A 17,577-nucleotide genomic window follows, 5' to 3' on the forward strand; every position below is an offset into this window, starting at 1 on the left:
ACCGCAAAGACAGAGCGATGGGTTCCGGGGCGTCGCGACGATTTGACGACCGAAGCTCAGAGCGCCAGCTTCATCTGGCCAAGCGGTCGCCATCGCCGGAATAGGCTTCATTTGTCTCGCCGTTGCGCTGCCGCAGGCGGATGATCGCCGACGCGTCGCGAGGATTGGGCGGTAGCACCGCGTTCTTCAAGGCGATCGAATAGGCGTGTTTCGGATGTTCCAGCACGTCCCTGGCATCTCCGCTCTCCACCACCACACCCTTGCGCATGATCACCACGCGATCGGAAATGTAATAGGCGGTCGCAAGATCATGGGTGATGTAGACGATCGAGACGTTGAGAGAGTCGCGCAGATCGCGGAAGAGATTGACGATCGACATGCGAAGCGATGCGTCCACCATCGAGACGGGCTCATCGGCGACGATCAGCTTCGGCTCCGGTATCAGGGCGCGGGCGACGGCAATGCGCTGCAACTGACCGCCTGAAAGCTCATGCGAGAAACGACCTTTTATCTCCGCCATCGAAAGGCCGACGCGCTGAAGGGCAACGTCGGCAAGCGCCTCTTTCTCGGCGCGGCTCTTCGCGCCCTTGAAGCGATGGGCGGTGGCCAGCAGATACTCGTCGATCCGGGTCAGCGGGTTGAAGGCCTCGAACGGATTTTGGAAGACCGGCTGGACCCTTGCCATGAAAGCTTCGCGGTCCCTGCGGGAATGCACCGACTTCACATCAGCGCCGTCGAAGCGGATGCTGCCCCGATCGGCCTTTTCATTACCGAGGATCATCTTTGCCAGCGTCGATTTGCCGGAACCGGATTCACCGACGATCGTGAATATCTCGGGCTTGTCGGCGGCAAGGGCGAAGCTGACATCGTTCACCGCCTTCATCTTTTCGCGCGAGAAGAAACCGCCGATCGGAAAGAGCTTGGTCACATGGTCGAGTTCGAGGAGGAAATGGCTGCTCATTGGATCTGGTACTCCCCGGCGCGGAAGCATGCGACCCGCCCGCCTGTGGCGCTCGGCAGCATGGCCGGCACTTCACGGGCGCATTTGTCGATCGCAATCGGACAGCGTGGATGGAACCGGCATCCCGAAGGCGGATCCGAAAGCGCCGGCGGCTTGCCTTTAAGGCTCTTTCGCGTCGAGACGTCGCCGATGCGCGGCAGGCTGCCGATCAGATGGACGGTATAGGGATGCTGGGGATTGTCAAAGATCGCCTGCGTCGGCCCCTCCTCCGCCAGCCGGCCCGCATACATGATGGCCAACCGGTCGGTGATGGCGGCATGCACGGACATATCGTGCGTCACGAAGATAACCGAGGACTGCATGCGCATCTGCACTTCCTTGATCAGCGCCAGCACGTCCTGCTGGACGAGCACGTCGAGCGCCGTCGTCGGCTCGTCGGCGATGATGAATTCCGGCTCGCAGACAGTTGCAAGGGCGATCGTCAGACGCTGGCGCATGCCGCCCGAAAGCTGGTGCGGAAAGGCATCGAGCACATGGGGATCGAGATGCAGCCGGGCAAGATGTGCTTCGACACGGGCGTGGAAGGCAGCGGGATCGAGGTTCATATGGCGGGAGGCGAAATCGGTGAAGGCGTGTTTGACCCTTCTGACCGGGTTCAGCACGTTCATCGAGCCCTGCATGATGTAGGAAAGGTGGCGCCAGCGTGCCGCCTTCATCTTGTCCGGTTCGGCATAGACATCGATAGGCCCGTCGGCAAAATTGAATTTCACCGTTCCGCCGACGACGCGCATCGGCGGGCGGATGGCGCCGGCCAAAGTCTTGATCAGCGATGTCTTGCCGCTCGAGGATTCGCCGGCAATGCCGTAGATCTCGTTTTTGCGGATGGTCAGGCTGATATCGTCGACGGCGCGGATCTCCCGCCGCACGCCGAAATAATCATTGACGTAGTAGCATTTCAGCCCATCGATCGTCAGGGCGTCCATGGCGTTTTCGGCAAGGGTCAACGGCCGCCTTCTCATCAGATTCTGCATCTCCTCAAGCTCCCATCCGGGCCAGGCGCGAACGCGGGTCGATATATTCGTTCACCGACATGGCGAGCATGAACAGGCCGAGGAACAGGATGACGACGAAGAGCATCGGGAAGGCGACCCACCACCATATGCCCGATACCATTGCGGAATGCGCATTGGCCCAGTAGATCATGCCGCCGATCGTTGGCCGATTGATGTCGGAAAACCCAAGCACCGAGAGCGTCACCTCGAGGCCGATCGCCCAGATCAGGTTGTTCATCGTCGTGAAGAAGACGATCGGCATCACATAGGGCAGATGCTCGCGGATGAGGATCTGCCGTGTGCGCATGCCCGAGAAGACCGCGTGGCGGGTGAATTCCCGGTGGCGGAGAGACAGGGCGACGGAGCGGATCAGACGGCTGTCATGCGTCCATCCAAGCAGCGCTGCGGTGATCGCCAGCATGAACCACGTCATCTGGTCGCGAAGCACGAAAACCAGAAGCAGCAGGATCGGAATATTCGGCAGGGCGCCGAGCGTATCGTTGACCGCCATGATGATCTGGTCTGTCCGGCCGCCGATATAGCCCGAGATCAGCCCCACGGCGATGGCGATGATGCGGCTGACGAAAGCGACGATGATGCCGAAGAACAGCGTGTTGCGCATCGAGGCGGCGATCTGCCAGAAAACCTCCTGGCCGCGCGAGGTGGTGCCGAGCCAGAATTCGGCCGAAGGCGGCATGTCGGGCGCGACGACATAGATGGCGTTCTCGTCATAGGGCGAGAAGAACGATGCCACGATCAACGCCAGGATGAGGCAGATCAGGACGGTTCCGAGCAGGAACTCCTTGTTGTAGCGCAGCAGGTCTCTGAGGACTTTGAACATCACGGATTATCCCAGTTTCACGCGCGGATCGATCAGCGGATAGATGATGTCGATCACGAAAACCGCGGCGGCGACGGCGATGATGGCGATTGTGGTGACGCCGAGCACGAGGCTATAATCGCCGGAATAAATGCCGGAGATCAAAAGCTTGCCGATCCCGGGATAATTGAAGACGAACTCGACGATGACGGCGCCGCCGAAGACGTTGCCGAGACTGAGCGCCAGGCCGGTGACCTGCGGCAGCATGGCGTTGCGCGCGACATATTGTGAAAAGATGCTGCGCGAGCGCACGCCGCCGAGTTCAGCGTAAACGACATGATCGTCGGTGACGATGTTGGATACGAGCGAGCGCATCGAGATGAACCAGCCGCCGATGCCGACGAGCACGAGGGTCAGGGCCGGCAAGATGCCATGCTCGATCACCGAGCTGATGAAGGCCCAGTTGAAGCCGGGCGGGAGATTGACCTGTGCACCGTCGCTGATCGGCAGGATAGGCCAGATGAAACCGAAGAGGATCACCAGGCTGAGGCCGATGATGTAGGTCGGGATCGGCTGTAGTGCCATGATGACGACACCGGCGACCTTCAGCAACCTACTGCTGTGGAAATAACCGGCAAGCGCGCCGAGGAAATTGCCGATGATCCAGGAAATGATCGTTGCGAGCGTCAGAAGCCCGACCGTCCAGGGAAGAGCCCGGCCGATCACGGTCATGACGGGGGTCGGGAAGGAAGAGAGCGACGGACCGAAATCGCCGGTCAGGACGCGGCCCCAGAAGGTGACGTACTGGTCCAGCAGCGGCCCGCCGGTGCCGTAGAGTTCACGCAGCGATTCGCGAAGGATCTCGACGGCCTGCGGATCGGTGGAGCCGAAGCTCGTCAGCAGCGACACGGTCTGCTCGATCGGATCGACCGGCGAAAAATGCGCGATCAGGAAGGCCAGCGTGATGCCGGTGAAGACCACGAAGAGAAATTGCAGAAAACGTTTTGCCGCATAGATCAGAAAGCCATTCATGACATCGACCCTTCAATAGCAGAACGGAAACAGCCGGCGGCCGGCTGTCTCCCTTATGGTGCCCCGATCAAGGCTTCGGCGCATCCGGGTTGGCCTTCAGCCCGACCACCATGTAGCGGATGTTCGACCAGTTCGGACCCGAGGCCGAATAGGGATTGTCCGCGCTTGGATAATTGGTCCAATAGGTCGTATCGAGCGGCGCGAACTTGTTGTAGGCCATCAGCGGGATCATCGGCATTTCCTCGACGGCGAGCTTCAGGAAGTCCTGACCGAGCTTGGCGACATCCGGCGAATCGAACGCGATCGATCGGTTCTTCTCGATGAGCAGGTCGAGACGCGGATCCTGCCAACGCTGCAGATTGCGCGGCGGCTGGATCTGCCCGAGCGGCTTGATGAACTCCGAATGATAGCTGTCGAGGAAGAAGGAGAGATCGGGATGACCGCCCCAGGTCTCGATGCTCCAGTAGATCGCCGTCTCGAAATCGCCTGTGCTGAGACGTTGACCGTTGGTTGGACCGGCGACATCGACCTTGGTCGCGATGCCCGCCTGCGTCCATTGCTGGGCAATCACCGTGCCGGCGCGGGCCAGTGTCGGAATGGCATCGCCTTCCACCTGCAGACGGATCGTAAAGGGCGTTCCGTCAGGCTTTACCCACTGGCGACCGCTCTTCTTGAAGCCTGCCTTCTGCAACAGCTCGGTGGCGGCCTGAACGTCCTTCTTCCACCAGCCGAAGCCGAATGTACGCTGTAGTTTGGCCGGATCCGTCGGGATCTGATCGGCCCATTGGCTGCGCACCATATTGGCGATCTGCGCCGAGATGTTCGGATCGTAAGGCTTGATCTTGCGGGAACCGGTGTCGAGCTCGAAATTCGTCAGCCAGTCTTGCATCGGTGCGTAATAGTCGTCAGGGGCAGAACCCGTCGGCGGCGTGGCTAGGGCTGCGATATTGGCCGCACCGCGATAGGAGCCGAGCGCCACTTCGCGGATATCGATCAGCAGCGCGAGAGCCCAGCGAACATCCTTATTGTCGAAGGGCGCCTTCTTCGTATTGAAGAGAACGGAAGGCAGCGTCGGATCCGGATGCGCGAAAGGGAAACCCTTCAGCCACGAGGCCGTACTCTTGCTGTCACGCATGATCGAGAACATGCCCTCGGGCGCCATGTCGTTGATGACATCGAGATTGTGGTTGCGCTGTTCGATAACGCGGGCTTCCGGATTGCCGGCGGCGCGATAGACGACATATTTGACCTCGGGCGGCTGTTTCGCAGCCAGGCCGATCGACGTGCGCTGCCAGTCGTCGCGCAGCCTCCAGATCGTCCAGTTGCCGCCCTTGTCATAGCTTTGCAGCTGATAGGGCCCGAGCGAGACCGGCGGGTTGTTGTTGAACGACAGCGGATCTGCAGCCTTCTCGAAGACATGCTTCGGCATGATCCAGGCGGCATTCCAGCGCACGGTGAAAAGCGTGTGGAAGCGCGAGTTCGGTTTCTTCAGATGGAAGACGACCGTTTGCGGATCCGGATTTTCCATGCTCGCGACATTGACTGTGAAGGGCGCGCTCCAGGCCATGCCGGGATGATCGATCTGCGTCTGCACGGTATAGACCACATCGTCGCTGGTGAATTCGACACCGTCGCTCCAGAAGATGCCCTTGCGCAGCTTCACCGTCATCTCGGTGAAATCGGCGTTGTAGCTCGGGGGCTCGCTGGCAAGGGCGTTCTGCCAGGCGTCCTTGCCGCCTTCGGGATTGATGAACCATAGCGTATCGGTGGTCAGCTGCTGCAGGCCGTTGAGGTTTGCCGCCGCCCCGCCCCCAGGAGCCCAGAGGTTGAACCAGTCGGCATTCTGCTGCGGCGTGCCTTGGATAATCAGCGTTTCATTGCGCGGTATGCCGGCAATGAAATCCTGCGCAAATGCCGGAAGGGCCATAAGAGACATTAGCGCGATGGCTGCATATCTACGGAACTTCATCGGATGTTCCTCCTCCTCAACTCGCCACGGCGAGCGCTTCCCGTAATCAATTGACGATGCGTCCAGCGAACCCCTGCCTGCGCGTGCCGCAGGGACACATGCACTCCTCGACGGCGGGCGAGCTCACGCCACAGTTATCGACAATTTTTCAAGAAACGGCAACCGATAATTTTGATGACTATAAAAAATAGCGCATTTTCAGGCATTTTTGACGCTCAATGATAAAGCATATTTTTATATTATTGACAAAGTGAGCATTTGGCTTAGCTTTTGCGGCGAGCGCGGCACCCTCCCAAGAGGCCGTACTTCATCACCAGACAGGTCGGCCGCTTTCGGGAGGGGCTTTGGCATGATCGTTCAAGAGGACACCACGATGAGCAGCCCTTATGACGTGACGATCTCCGTTCACGCCAACCGGCCGACCGGCAAATACGAACCCTTGTGGAACTGGTTCGGCTATGACGAGCCGAATTACACTTACTCCCCACACGGCAGGAAGCTGCTCAGGGAACTCACAGAACTCAGCCCCGAGCCGCCCCGCATCCGCGCGCACAATCTTCTGACCAGCGGCGACGGCCTGCCTGCCCTCAAATGGGGTTCGACCAATGCCTATACCGAGGATGCTGACGGCAATCCGGTCTACGACTGGACGATCATCGACAAAATCTTCGACACCTATGTCGAAGCCGGCAACATTCCGCTGATTCAGATCGGCTTCACACCGGAAGCTCTCTCCGATTTCAACGGTCCTTACCGTCACCAATGGGAGCCGGCCGACAAATACGCGACGATCACCACCGGCTGGACGGCTCCGCCGAAGGACCTGAAGAAATGGAGCGACCTGATCGAAGCATGGGCGCGCCATCTCGCCGAAAGATATGGCGAGGCCGTCGTTTCAAGCTGGCCGTGGGAAGTCTGGAACGAGCCGGACGGTCACTACTGGACCGGCACCATCCCGCAATTCTGCGAAATGTATGATGTCAGCGCCAAGGCTCTGAAGCGTGCCTTGCCGAATGCCCGTGTCGGCGGACCGCATACCTGTGGCGCCTTTGCCAACGAAAAGGCCCAGACCTTCCTGCGTGCCTTCCTCAAGCATGTCGTCGAGAACAAGTCGCCAATCGATTTCCTCGCTTTCCACGCCAAGGGCAATCCGGTGATCTATGAGGGTCACGTTCGGATGGGCCTGCACAAACAGCTCCGTGACATCGAGACAAACCTTGCCATCATCAATGAATTTCCGGAACTCCGGCACCTGCCCGTGGTAGTCGGCGAATCCGATCCGGAAGGCTGCGCGGCCTGTTCCGCACGCGTCCATCCCCAGAACGGCTATCGCAATGGTCCGCTCTACGGCGTCTATATCGTCGAGAGTATGATCCGCACCTACGAGCTTGCAAGACGCGCCAACATCCATATCGAAGGGGCGGTCACCTGGGCCTTCCTCTTCGACGACCAGCCCTATTTCGACGGTTTCCGCGATCTTGCGACCAACGGCGTCGACAAGGCCGTTCTCAATGGCTTCCGCATGCTCGGCAAACTCGGCGGCGAGTGGCTGGAATCGGAAAGCGATTATCGCCGCGGCATCGAGGATATCATGAACCACGGCGTGCGCGGCAAGCCCGATGTCAATGTCGTGGCGACCCGCGACGATAAGGGCGTTTCCATTCTGCTCTGGCATTATCACGACGATGATGAAGCCGGGCCGTCCGCAGACATTTCGGTCAATCTCGACGGCTGGGGCGACAAGTCCGCGTCACTCAGGCATTTCAGAATGGACGAGGAACATTCCAACGCCTTCGGCGTCTGGACGGCGATGGGCAAGCCGCAGAATCCGACCGGCGAAGGTTATGCCAGGCTGGAAGCGTCGGGAAAGCTCGCCGAGATCGACGAGGCATCGGTTAAGGTTGATGGCGGCAAGATCGTCCTCAAGGTCTCCCTACCGCGTCAAGGCGTGTCTCTGCTGCGCCTCGATTGGTGAGCCGGTAGGCGAAGGGAGCGCAATCGAACGATGCGCTCCCCTTCAAACGGCTAGCCGCGTCAATGATCGCTGACATAGGCGAGATAACGTTTCTTGCTGGGCTGCAGATGGTCGACACAGAGCTGGGCGAGAACCCAGTTGTCAGTGCCGCGCAGCATCTCGATCATCAGCCGGTGATGCTCATGCGAGATGCGTAGCGACTCCTTGCTCGACATCGAATTGGCGCGCACCGGCAGGCTGAGACGCATATAAAGCTCGATTGATTGCACGAGATGCGCATTGCCGCAGGCGCCGAAAAGCGTCAGGTGGAATTTGTCGTTGGCCTCGTGCACGCCTCTGAGATAACCGGATTCGACGTGACGGCCATGCTCCTCGTGCAGCGCCAGCAGTTCCTCGATCAACGCTTCAGGTGCCGGCAGCTTTATCCACAGCGCAGCCTGCCGTTGCAGCAACTCACGGACATCGTAGATTTCCTGAACCTGGCGAGCAGTCAGCGAGCGGACGGTCGCCCCTTTGTTGCGCTCCCGAACCACGATACCCATCGTCTCGAGCTGCACGATCGCCTGGCGGGCAAAATGGCGCGTGACGTGAAAGCGGGCTAGAAGCGCGTCTTCGGTCAGGCGGGTCCCGGGCGCAAGCCGGCCGAAAATAATGTCCTCCTCCAGCGCGCGGGCAATGCTTAGATCATCATGCTCGATGCCGTCTTCGCGGCTTTCGTTGAGCGTCTGCAATGTCATCTCCTCTGACGGGCGCGCGCCATGTTACCGTGGATTGCGCTCCGGGTCGAACCGGCTCAAGCGATAGATATCCTCGACAAGAGCAAGCGTCTTCATGTTATCGCCCGGCGATGTTTCCATCGCGACCTTTCCATCGAGACTGTCGAGGAAATGCGCAATGGTCGCGTCATAAGCGCCTTGGTAGGTCTCGTCGAGATCGAAGCTCTCCCGGCGCTGCTCCGCACCCTGCGCTAAGAGCAGATTGCCTTGGAGTTCGAGCGTGGCGCGCGTTCCGAAGATGCGTAAGTGATCACGCGGCACCGGCGGAGCGCCATGCGCGGCGAGATTGGCGTTGACGGTGACAAGAACGCCGTCGCCCAGCCGGCGCAGGACGACGCATGCCACATCCTCCGCGACGATATCGCGATTGCTCCTCTCAAGCCGCGCACCGACCACCTCCATCTCGCCCAGAAGATATCTCAGCGTATCGAGATGATGAATCATGACCTCCATGACCAGCAGCCGCTCCTGCGTCCGGAAGAAGGGTTGGCGCACCAGCGCCGGCCTTCGCCCCTCTGCATCCGCTAGCATGCCGCTGGACAGGAATTCGAACTGCGCCTGACGGACATCGCCTGCAAGTCCTTCGTCGAGCCATGCCTTCAGCCGCCGATAATAGGCGCGGAACCGCCAGTTCTCGTGGATCATCAGCCTGCCCTTGCCGGAAAGCTCTGCCAGCAGGTGAACAGCCTCGTCGTAGGAAGAGGCGAGCGGCTTCTGGCAGATAATATCGAGCCCCTTTGCCGCCGCCAGCCGGACCAGTTCGGCGTGAAACTCCCGCGGCGCGCAGATATCGACGGCATCGAGCTGCTCGGCTTCCAGCATCGCCTCAGCGCCCGCATAGTTGCGCGCGACCTCGAAGGCGGCCAGCCGGGCCTCGATCGCGCTCCGCGACGGGTCAGCGATCGCCACGACCTCGGCGCGATGCAATTGCCGCCTCCATGCCGATAGATGGTAGGCGCTGACCCAGCCGGCGCCGACCATTCCGATACGCCGCCGTCTCGTCCCCGTCATGGCGCTTCCCTCTGCTTCAAGTTCATTTTATCAATAATCTATCCGGCTTCTTCATAAAAGCCAATCATCGACTCATCAAAATAAGGCGACGATCGATCGATATTTCCTTGGAAATTTATGGATATCGCTGAAGATATCCAAAAATACGATATGGTGACGCCATCTTATTTATTGACAATCCTCCATATCCCACTACGCTGACTGCACATTGGCCATGGTCAAGTTGGCGAGGGAGGAACAGGTTTGTCGAACGGTCTTCGTCGCAAGCTGACGAGTTATGGCGATCAGGGATTCTCCCTTTTCCTGCGCAAGGCATTCATCAAGGCCATGGGCTATTCTGACGATGCACTCGACCGTCCCATCGTCGGCATCGCCAATACTTACAGCGATTTCAATCCCTGTCACGGCAATGTGCCGCAACTCATCGAGGCCACCAAACGCGGCGTTATGCTGGCAGGCGCGATGCCCATGGTGTTTCCGACCATCTCGATCCACGAGAGCTTTGCCTCGCCGACCTCGATGTATCTGCGCAATCTGATGGCGATGGAAACGGAAGAGATGATCCGCGCCCAGCCGATGGATTCCGTCGTGCTGATTGGTGGCTGCGACAAGACCTTGCCGGCCCAGATCATGGCGGCCGCCAGCAGCGAGATACCGGCGATCTTCCTGCCGACCGGTCCGATGGCCGTCGGCCACCACAGGGGCGAACGGCTTGGTGCCTGCACGGATTGCCGCCGTTTCTGGGGGCGCTTCCGCGCCGGAGAGATCGACGAGGCCGAGATCACCGAGGTCAATAACAAGCTGGCCAGCTCCATCGGCACCTGCACGGTGATGGGCACGGCGAGCACCATGGCGAACCTGACCGAAGTCATGGGTCTCTGCCTTCCCCGCGCCGGTTCGGCACCCGCCGTCGAATCCGAACGTGTCCGCCTTGCCGAGGAGACCGGCCGTGTCGCCGCACGGCTCGCCGTGGATGAGGCCGCCCCGACGGTGCGCGAGATCCTGACGCCACAGGCGATCCGCAACGGCCTCGTGGCGTTGCAGGCGATGGGCGGCTCGACCAATGCCGTCGTGCATCTTGCCGCAATCACCGGCCGCCTCGGCCGTCGCCTCGACATGGCCGAACTCGACCGGCTGGGCCGGAGCATACCCCTGCTCGTCGACTTGCAGCCGTCCGGCCAGCATTATATGGAGCAGTTTCACGAGGCGGGCGGCGTCCCGGCGCTGTTGAAGGCGGTGCGTCATGAAATCGATGGCAGCGCCCCGACTGTCTACGGCAGGACGATCGGCGAGATTATCGACAACGTCGTCGACGAGCCGGGCCAGACGATCATCCGCACCGTCGAGAAACCGTTAAAGCCGATCGGCACGATCGCCGTCCTGCATGGCAATCTTGCGCCGCGCGGCGCCGTCATCAAACAATCCGCCGCCTCCAAGGATCTTCTCCAACATATTGGCCGCGCCGTCGTTTTTGATTCCGTCGAGGATATGACGCTGCGCATCGACAGCGACGATCTCGACGTCAAGGCCGACGATGTTCTGGTCCTGCGCAATGCCGGGCCGAAAGGCGCGCCCGGCATGCCGGAAGCCGGCTATCTACCCATTCCCCGCAAACTCGCCCGGCAGGGCGTGAAGGACATGGTGCGGATTTCCGATGCCCGGATGAGCGGCACGGCTTTCGGTACGATCATCCTCCACATCGCGCCTGAAGCCGCCGATGGCGGCCCGCTGGCGATCGTCCGTACCGGCGATCGCATTCGCCTCGATGTCGAGGGCCGGCGCATCGACATCGATATCGACCAGGCGGAATTCGATCGCCGCATGCTGGAGATCATCGACCGACCCTCCCCTGCCCCGTTGCGCGGCTATGCAAAACTTTATCAGGAACGCGTGCTCCAGGCTGACGAAGGCGCCGATTTCGATTTCCTGCAAAGCGACGAGCTCAACGCATGATGAGTACCGCTGATATAGACGCCCCGCTTTGCCTGCCCCGCCGGCAACTGGCGCGCTTGCCGCGGCCGGCACTGCCGCAAGGCACGGTCGATACGCATTTCCACGTCTTTCGCGCCGACGCTCCGCTCAACACCCCGCGCAGCTATACGCCTGACATCGCGACGATTGCCGACTGGATCGAATTCTCAGAAAGCCTTGGCATCGCCAAGGGCGTATTGGTACAGCCAAGCGTCTATGGCCTCGACAATAGCGTGCTGCTGGAAGCGCTCGCCGCCTTTCCGGGCCGTTTGCGCGGCATCGTCGTCATTGATCCCGAAACTGGAGAGACCGAGATCGAGCGGCTCCACCGGCACGGCGTGCGCGGAGTGCGGATCAACACACGCAACAAGGGCGGCCTTCCCTTGGCTACCGCCAGGACACTGGCGGAAAGGATTGCGCCTTTCGGCTGGTCGCTGCAACTGCAGATCAATCCCGAACAGCTTCCCGATCTTCCGGCAACATTATCCGGCATCCGCCTGCCCATCGTTGTCGATCATCTCGGCTTCATTCCGCTTGCCACAGAGACGAGACCACGGCATGTCGATGCGCTGAAAACGCTGATGGACGCGGCTGATGCCTATGTCAAAGTGACCGCGCCCTATCGGTTGACGAAGGAGACGAACGACCAAGGCTTCGCCGAGGTCACCCGCACGCTTGCCGCGAGCCATGGGGAGAGGCTGCTCTGGGGCAGCGATTGGCCGCACACCGAATTATGGGATGGCATGCCCGATGACGCCGAGTTGATCGAGGCCATGCAGGCCGCCATCGACGATCCCACGGCTGCCGAAAAGATTTTTGTTCGAAATGCCGAAGTGCTGTTCTTCGGCCGCTGAATGGGAGACCACGAATGGCCAGACTGACCGAAGATGCCAAGGGCGTCTATGTGATCGCCGTAACCCCCTTCACCGATGATGGCTCTCTCGATCTCGCCAGCATCGACAGCATGGTCGATTTCTACGAAGGCGCCGGCGTCACCGGGCTGACGGCGCTTGGCCAGCTCGGCGAGGCCCCGAAATTGACCGCCGAGGAATCGAGGGCCGTGGTCGAACGGGTGCTGAAGCGCCTTGACGGGCGCCTTCCCGTCGTTGTCGGCGTCTCGGCGCCGGGACTTGCGCCGATGCGCGAACTCGCCGAAGCCGTCATGGGGGCGGGTGCTGCCGGCGTCATGGTCGCGCCGCCCTGGACCGTCAAGACTGACGATCAGGCTTTCGCCTTCTACCAGTCGGTCGGCGAAACCCTTGGCGATACGCCCTTCGTGCTGCAGGATTATCCGCTCACCACCAATGTGACGATCGCGCCCAAGGTCATCGAGCGCATCGTCAACGAGGTGCCGAATTGCGTCATGCTCAAGCACGAGGATTGGCCGGGTCTTTCGAAAATATCAGCGCTTCGCGCTGCCAGCGACAGGGGCGCCATGCGGCGCATATCCATCCTTTGCGGCAATGGCGGGCTTTTCCTGCCCGAAGAGATGGGCCGCGGCGCCGATGGCGCCATGACCGGCTTTTGTTATCCGGAGATGATGGTCGGCGTCGTCGAGGCCTATGCGGCCGGAAATCCCGATCGCGCCCATGCGATCTTCGATGCCTATCTGCCGCTCGCCCGCTATGAACAGCAGCAGGGCATCGGCCTTGCCTCGCGCAAATACGTGCTCGCCAAGCGCGGCGTGATCAGGTCAGCCGCCCTGCGCAAGCCGGGCGCCGGGCTGTCGGCGCTCGATATTGCCGATGTCGAGCGGCTGCTGGCGCGCCAGGCCATCCGCCTCAACGAGATCGGGGCGTGAAGCTCGACCCATGCAGATCGAAACGATGTGTGTGTCCGCACTGCCCGTTGGCCTGAAATCCGAGCGACTCCCAGAATTTCGCCGCGCCATCGTTTCCCGCATGAACGGTGACGATGCAGCAGCACGACCGCGCATGGTCGAGCAGTGCCAGGGCAAGCATCCGGCCGATGCCGCGCCCGCGCATTGCGGGACTGATATAGAAACGCCGCATCCGCAACGCCCCTGACATGGCCGCTTCGACGGTCATGCCCCCGACGCCGGCAAGCACCGCATCGACATAAGCGCCGAGCAGCCTTTCGCCGGTACCCTCGAACCTGACATCGCCGGCCGACCATTCGTCGATAAGGCGGGTGATATGGCGATAACCTTCCTGCCGGGCCTCGCTTTCGAGATCTGCGATCTGCTGCGTCAATCGATCGCGGATCATGCGGATATCGATTGTCATGGTGGTGCGCGAATCTAGGCTGCAGGGACCGGAATCTCGCGGCGCACTGCCGCATCCGGCAGGCCGACCGGAGCGAAGGTCGCATCACCATCGACCGCCATGTCACGCACCGTATGTTTCTCCAGCGCTTTCGTCACCTCGGTGAGGTCGCCGTCCAGATGTTCGGCCGGGATGAGATTGCCGATCACGAAATCGAAGCGATCGCCGCGTTTGTTCAGCAGCTCGTGAAACACCGTCATGTCGCGAAGCTCGGTCGACCATTTCGCCAGCCAGTAGAACAGGCCGGAATTGCGCGCCGTCATATGGACGGGAAGGATCGGCAGATTGTATTTGCGCGCCAGTCCGACGGCCGAGGTCTTCCATGGGCGTTCGTTCAGCCGGCCGTTCGCCCAATAGGCGATGCGGCCTGAGGGAAAGAGCACGGTCGCCTTGCCCTCCTTCACCGCATGGTTCGTCAGTTGCAGCGTCTCGCGCGCCTTCAGCTTGCTCTTGTGCTCCTCCCGCCATTCGACGGGAATGATCATCTCGGCAAAGCGCGGATTGACGCGGATGGCATCGCGATTGGCAAAGAACATCATATCAGGCCGGCGTGCTTTCAGGAGATCGAACACGGCAACACCGTCGGCGATGCCGGTCGGATGGTTGCTGACGAGGATGAAGCCGCCGGTTTCCGGAATGCGTTCGCCATGGCTGATGCCGATGTCGAGTTTCAGCACGTCGCTCAGATATTCGAACGACTGGAAGCCCGGCATTTTCGCAACCGCATTGGCGAATTCGAGCGCCTTGTTGTAGCGCAGCAGCGTGTAGAGGAACGGTCGCATCACCGGCCAGAGTGGATTTTTGACGATCCTCTGGCCGCGTTCGGCAATCAGCGTGTCAACGATATGACCGGGCTTTCCCTGTGAAACGAGAGCGATCGCTTCCGCGAGCTGTCCGAAAGCCGTCATGGAATCGCGCCGTGCCATGAAAGATCCTGTCTATGGGGTATAAGCTATCGCAGTACAATATGATCGAAGGATGACAAAGGCTTGGCCGGCATTAGCAATTCCATAACCGTTCCTGCTTCAAATTGGCGGACTTGAAGGCAAATTCAAGGCTCGCGACGTGAACGAACTGCTTGTTATCGCCGATCCGCGCCTGATGGCGGAGCGGGCCGCATGGCTCGAAAACCTCGCCCGCGAGCGCCGTCTTTCCGAGCACACGCTGGACGCTTACGAACGCGACACCCGCCAGTTTCTGACCTTTCTGACCGGCCACCTCGCCGGACCGGCGACGCTTGGCGATATCAGGGAATTGCGCCCCGCCGATTTCCGCGCCTTCCTGGCCGCCCGACGCAAGCAGGGTTCCGGCGCCCGATCGCTCGGCCGCAATCTCGCCGGCCTTCGCTCGCTGCTGCGCCATCTCGAAAAGAAGGGCCTGGTCAATGCCGCCGGTGCTGCCGCGATACGCTCGCCGAAACAGCCGAAATCATTGCCCAAGCCACTCTCGGATACCCAGGCGATCACCGTCGTCAGCGACGAAGCCCAGCTCCATGACGAACCCTGGATCGCCGCGCGCGATGCGGCTGTGATGACGCTGCTCTACGGCTGCGGCCTGCGCATCTCCGAAGCGCTGGATCTCGTTCCCGCCGACCTGCAGAAGGGCGCGACGACACTGCGCATCACCGGCAAGGGCAACAAGACGCGGCTGGTGCCGCTGCTGCCCGTGGTCTTCGACGCGGTCGAGAAATATCGCGCGCTCTGCCCATATCACCTCGAAAGTAGCGAACCGCTGTTTCGTGGCGCCCGCGGCGGCAGGCTGCAGCCGGCGATCATTCAGCGGACCATGCAGAAGATGCGCAGCGCCTTCGGCCTGCCGGAGACGGCGACACCGCATGCATTGCGCCATTCCTTTGCCACCCACCTGCTTGCCGGCGGCGGCGACCTGCGCACCATTCAGGAACTGCTCGGCCATGCCAGTCTTTCCACAACGCAGGTCTATACCGGCGTCGATGCGTCGCGGCTGCTCGAGGTGTATGATCGGGCGCATCCGCGCGCGTAACTTTTCGTTAACGCATTCTCTTAAAGGAATATGCGCAAGCCGGGCGTAGAGCATGAAGCCACCAGAGCATGTGACGGAACACCCATCATGACGACATCAATCGGCCGCCGGACGTCTTACCTCGCAGTGCCGGTCCATCTGTTGCTCTGGCTGATTGCAGCCTTTCACATGCTGCTTCTTGCCGCGCTGTTTGTCGCTTTCCTGGCTGCAAGGCCGGCGGCGGCCGAAGAGGCGGCCTGCACCGGCCGCAACCTGATGGTCGAGCTGCAGCAGAACGATCCCGCCCGCTACGCCGAGGCGCTGAAGGAAGCCGACGCCACGCCGAATGGCAAGGGCATTTTCTGGAAGATCGAAAAGCCCGGACTGGCCCCCTCGTGGCTGCTCGGCAGCATGCATGTCACCGATCCGCGCGTGCTGGCCCTGCCGCCCCGCGCCCAGGCCGCCCATGACGCCGCCGGCACGATCATCATCGAATCCGACGAGATCCTCGACGAGCGGAAGGCGACCGCAGCCCTGCTCGCAAAGCCTGAATTGACGATGTTCACCGATGGCACGACGATCGACAAGCTGCTTTCTCCCGAAGATTACAAGCGCCTTGAAGCCGGGCTGAAGCAGCGCGGCATTCCGCTCGGTGCCGTTTCCCGCATGCGGCCCTGGATGATTTCGAGCGCCGTCGCCCTGCCGGCCTGCGAAATCGCCCGCAAGGCGAAAGGCGTGCAGTTCCTCGACCAGAAGATCGCCACCGACGCCGTTGCTCAAGGCAAACAGGTCAAGGGGCTGGAAACCCTTGCCGAGCAGATCCAGGCCATGGCCGATCTGCCGATCGAATTCCATCTGAAGTCGCTGATCGAGACGTTGGAACTCGGCGACAAGATGAGCGATGTCGTCGAGACGATGACCGACCTCTACCTCTCCGGCGACATCGGCCTGACGATGCCGATGTTGAAAACAGTAACACCGGAAGACACAGGCGAAACCAACGATTATGCGGCCTTCGAGCAGCGCGTTATCCTCGACCGCAACAAGGTGATGGCCGAGCGCGCCGCTCCCATCCTCGACGGCGGCAACGTCTTCATGGCCGTCGGCGCCCTGCACCTGCCCGGCAAGGACGGCGTCATCGAACTGCTGCGCCAGCAAGGCTTTACCGTCACCGCGATAAACTGAACCCGCCGACGGTCAGCCGAGCGTCATGCGGCGCAGCACGTTGCTTTTCCAATAGAACTGATGGACGAGGGCGCCGGCGACATGCGCCACGATCAGCGCCCAGAGAATAACCTTCATGATATCCGCGTGGAACGAACCGGCGGGAACGATGCCGAAGTAGTAGGCGGCGATGCCAGAAAGCGGCATCGCGAAGATCAGGATGTAGAGGCCGGCATGGGCAAGCCTGGCGGCAAGACGGAAGATCGCCGGCTCCTGCGCGACCTCGGCCGGCACGCCCTTGCTAAAACGCAGTCCCAGCCTGAGAACGGCAAGCAGCAGGATGGCGATGCCGACATAGGCGTGGATATTCGCCGACGAAATCTGTTCCGGCGTCGGCACCTCGCCTCTGCGTATCAGCCGACGCCAGGTATTCATGCCATCGGGAAACAGCAGGTTGAAGAAAATCAGCAGCGCGATCGCCCAGTGAAGAAAACGCTGGCTCAGGCTGTAACCCGCAATGGACGGCTGCTCCATTTTTCCTCACCTTCGTCCGATATTTGAATTCTGCAATGCGCAACAAT

At 60.9% G+C, this 17,577-nt stretch carries 16 protein-coding genes; 6 read left to right on the plus strand and 10 right to left on the minus strand.

Going from position 1 to position 17,577, the window contains the following annotated elements; genetic code table 11:
• Positions 1–70: 70 nt before the first annotated feature.
• The 5 genes from FHT79_RS26075 to FHT79_RS26095 all read right to left on the minus strand — a co-directional run bounded on the left by FHT79_RS26075 (position 71) and on the right by FHT79_RS26095 (position 5,834).
• Complete coding sequence (locus tag FHT79_RS26075; RefSeq protein WP_183904462.1) at positions 71–961, minus strand: ATP-binding cassette domain-containing protein; 891 nt, start codon at positions 959–961, stop codon at positions 71–73.
• Entirely contained in the window at positions 958–1,992 is a 1,035-nt protein-coding gene (locus tag FHT79_RS26080) for an ABC transporter ATP-binding protein (protein ID WP_028755848.1), read from the minus strand. Before FHT79_RS26080 ends, FHT79_RS26075 begins: the two co-directional genes overlap by 4 nt.
• A 4-nt stretch (positions 1,993–1,996) precedes the next feature.
• Complete coding sequence (locus tag FHT79_RS26085) at positions 1,997–2,854, minus strand: ABC transporter permease (protein ID WP_028755849.1); 858 nt, start codon at positions 2,852–2,854, stop codon at positions 1,997–1,999.
• Positions 2,855–2,860: 6 nt separating this feature from the next.
• The gene (locus FHT79_RS26090) at positions 2,861–3,865 is read right to left on the minus strand and encodes an ABC transporter permease (RefSeq protein ID WP_028755850.1); all 1,005 of its coding nucleotides are present in this window, start codon (positions 3,863–3,865) and stop codon (positions 2,861–2,863) included.
• Between the two features lie 67 nt (positions 3,866–3,932).
• Complete coding sequence (locus FHT79_RS26095) at positions 3,933–5,834, minus strand: ABC transporter substrate-binding protein (protein WP_183904463.1); 1,902 nt, start codon at positions 5,832–5,834, stop codon at positions 3,933–3,935.
• A gap of 349 nt (positions 5,835–6,183) precedes the next feature.
• Here FHT79_RS26095 and FHT79_RS26100 point away from each other — a divergent pair, with 349 nt between their 5' ends.
• Positions 6,184–7,809: a beta-xylosidase gene (locus FHT79_RS26100; RefSeq protein WP_183904464.1), complete on the plus strand. Its 1,626-nt coding sequence runs from the start codon at positions 6,184–6,186 to the stop codon at positions 7,807–7,809.
• Between the two features lie 59 nt (positions 7,810–7,868).
• On the opposite strand, the gene FHT79_RS26105 is transcribed toward FHT79_RS26100, so the two are convergent.
• Positions 7,869–8,540: a GntR family transcriptional regulator gene (locus FHT79_RS26105; RefSeq protein WP_028755853.1), complete on the minus strand. Its 672-nt coding sequence runs from the start codon at positions 8,538–8,540 to the stop codon at positions 7,869–7,871.
• Positions 8,541–8,570: 30 nt separating this feature from the next.
• Entirely contained in the window at positions 8,571–9,596 is a 1,026-nt protein-coding gene (locus FHT79_RS26110) for a Gfo/Idh/MocA family oxidoreductase (protein ID WP_183904465.1), read from the minus strand.
• Between the two features lie 243 nt (positions 9,597–9,839).
• Here FHT79_RS26110 and FHT79_RS26115 point away from each other — a divergent pair, with 243 nt between their 5' ends.
• The 3 genes from FHT79_RS26115 to FHT79_RS26125 are packed head-to-tail and all read left to right on the plus strand — an operon-like array spanning position 9,840 to position 13,368.
• Positions 9,840–11,549, plus strand: coding sequence for an IlvD/Edd family dehydratase (locus FHT79_RS26115; RefSeq protein ID WP_183904466.1), 1,710 nt, complete (start codon positions 9,840–9,842; stop codon positions 11,547–11,549).
• Entirely contained in the window at positions 11,549–12,421 is an 873-nt protein-coding gene (locus tag FHT79_RS26120; protein ID WP_183904495.1) for an amidohydrolase family protein, read from the plus strand. Before FHT79_RS26115 ends, FHT79_RS26120 begins: the two co-directional genes overlap by 1 nt.
• Positions 12,422–12,435: 14 nt before the next feature.
• Positions 12,436–13,368 (plus strand): dihydrodipicolinate synthase family protein, encoded by a 933-nt coding sequence (locus FHT79_RS26125; RefSeq protein ID WP_183904467.1) that lies wholly within the window; start codon positions 12,436–12,438, stop codon positions 13,366–13,368.
• Here FHT79_RS26125 and FHT79_RS26130 read toward each other — a convergent pair.
• Positions 13,349–13,813, minus strand: a complete 465-nt coding sequence (locus tag FHT79_RS26130) for a GNAT family N-acetyltransferase (protein ID WP_183904468.1) — start codon at positions 13,811–13,813, stop codon at positions 13,349–13,351. The two genes, FHT79_RS26125 and FHT79_RS26130, sit on opposite strands and share 20 nt — an antisense overlap.
• 14 nt (positions 13,814–13,827) lie before the next feature.
• Positions 13,828–14,778 carry a 1-acyl-sn-glycerol-3-phosphate acyltransferase gene (locus FHT79_RS26135; RefSeq protein WP_097543610.1) on the minus strand — a complete coding sequence of 317 codons (951 nt, stop codon included), beginning with the start codon at positions 14,776–14,778 and terminating at the stop codon, positions 13,828–13,830.
• Positions 14,779–14,917: 139 nt separating this feature from the next.
• Between FHT79_RS26135 and FHT79_RS26140 the strand changes: the two genes are divergently transcribed.
• Together FHT79_RS26140 and FHT79_RS26145 are read left to right on the plus strand one after the other, a co-directional pair.
• Positions 14,918–15,853, plus strand: a complete 936-nt coding sequence (locus tag FHT79_RS26140) for a tyrosine recombinase XerC (RefSeq protein ID WP_047615569.1) — start codon at positions 14,918–14,920, stop codon at positions 15,851–15,853.
• Positions 15,854–15,940: 87 nt separating this feature from the next.
• Positions 15,941–17,017, plus strand: coding sequence for a TraB/GumN family protein (locus FHT79_RS26145; protein WP_183904469.1), 1,077 nt, complete (start codon positions 15,941–15,943; stop codon positions 17,015–17,017).
• A 12-nt stretch (positions 17,018–17,029) separates the two neighbouring features.
• On the opposite strand, the gene FHT79_RS26150 is transcribed toward FHT79_RS26145, so the two are convergent.
• A complete protein-coding gene (locus tag FHT79_RS26150) occupies positions 17,030–17,530 on the minus strand; it encodes a cytochrome b/b6 domain-containing protein (RefSeq protein WP_047615571.1) in 501 nt (166 codons plus the stop codon).
• Positions 17,531–17,577: the final 47 nt, after the last annotated feature.

This window comes from Rhizobium sp. BK212 (assembly GCF_014197475.1).
GTDB classification, from domain to species: domain Bacteria; phylum Pseudomonadota; class Alphaproteobacteria; order Rhizobiales; family Rhizobiaceae; genus Rhizobium; species Rhizobium anhuiense.

Coding starts and splice junctions, on each gene's coding strand:
- FHT79_RS26075 (WP_183904462.1), bottom strand. CDS start 961: ATGAGCAGCCATTTCCTCCTCGAACTCGACCATGTGACCAAGCTCTTT.
- FHT79_RS26080 (WP_028755848.1), bottom strand. CDS start 1,992: ATGCAGAATCTGATGAGAAGGCGGCCGTTGACCCTTGCCGAAAACGCC.
- FHT79_RS26085 (WP_028755849.1), bottom strand. CDS start 2,854: ATGTTCAAAGTCCTCAGAGACCTGCTGCGCTACAACAAGGAGTTCCTG.
- FHT79_RS26090 (WP_028755850.1), bottom strand. CDS start 3,865: ATGAATGGCTTTCTGATCTATGCGGCAAAACGTTTTCTGCAATTTCTC.
- FHT79_RS26095 (WP_183904463.1), bottom strand. CDS start 5,834: ATGAAGTTCCGTAGATATGCAGCCATCGCGCTAATGTCTCTTATGGCC.
- FHT79_RS26100 (WP_183904464.1), top strand. CDS start 6,184: ATGATCGTTCAAGAGGACACCACGATGAGCAGCCCTTATGACGTGACG.
- FHT79_RS26110 (WP_183904465.1), bottom strand. CDS start 9,596: ATGACGGGGACGAGACGGCGGCGTATCGGAATGGTCGGCGCCGGCTGG.
- FHT79_RS26120 (WP_183904495.1), top strand. CDS start 11,549: ATGAGTACCGCTGATATAGACGCCCCGCTTTGCCTGCCCCGCCGGCAA.
- FHT79_RS26125 (WP_183904467.1), top strand. CDS start 12,436: ATGGCCAGACTGACCGAAGATGCCAAGGGCGTCTATGTGATCGCCGTA.
- FHT79_RS26130 (WP_183904468.1), bottom strand. CDS start 13,813: ATGACAATCGATATCCGCATGATCCGCGATCGATTGACGCAGCAGATC.
- FHT79_RS26135 (WP_097543610.1), bottom strand. CDS start 14,778: ATGGCACGGCGCGATTCCATGACGGCTTTCGGACAGCTCGCGGAAGCG.
- FHT79_RS26145 (WP_183904469.1), top strand. CDS start 15,941: ATGACGACATCAATCGGCCGCCGGACGTCTTACCTCGCAGTGCCGGTC.
- FHT79_RS26150 (WP_047615571.1), bottom strand. CDS start 17,530: ATGGAGCAGCCGTCCATTGCGGGTTACAGCCTGAGCCAGCGTTTTCTT.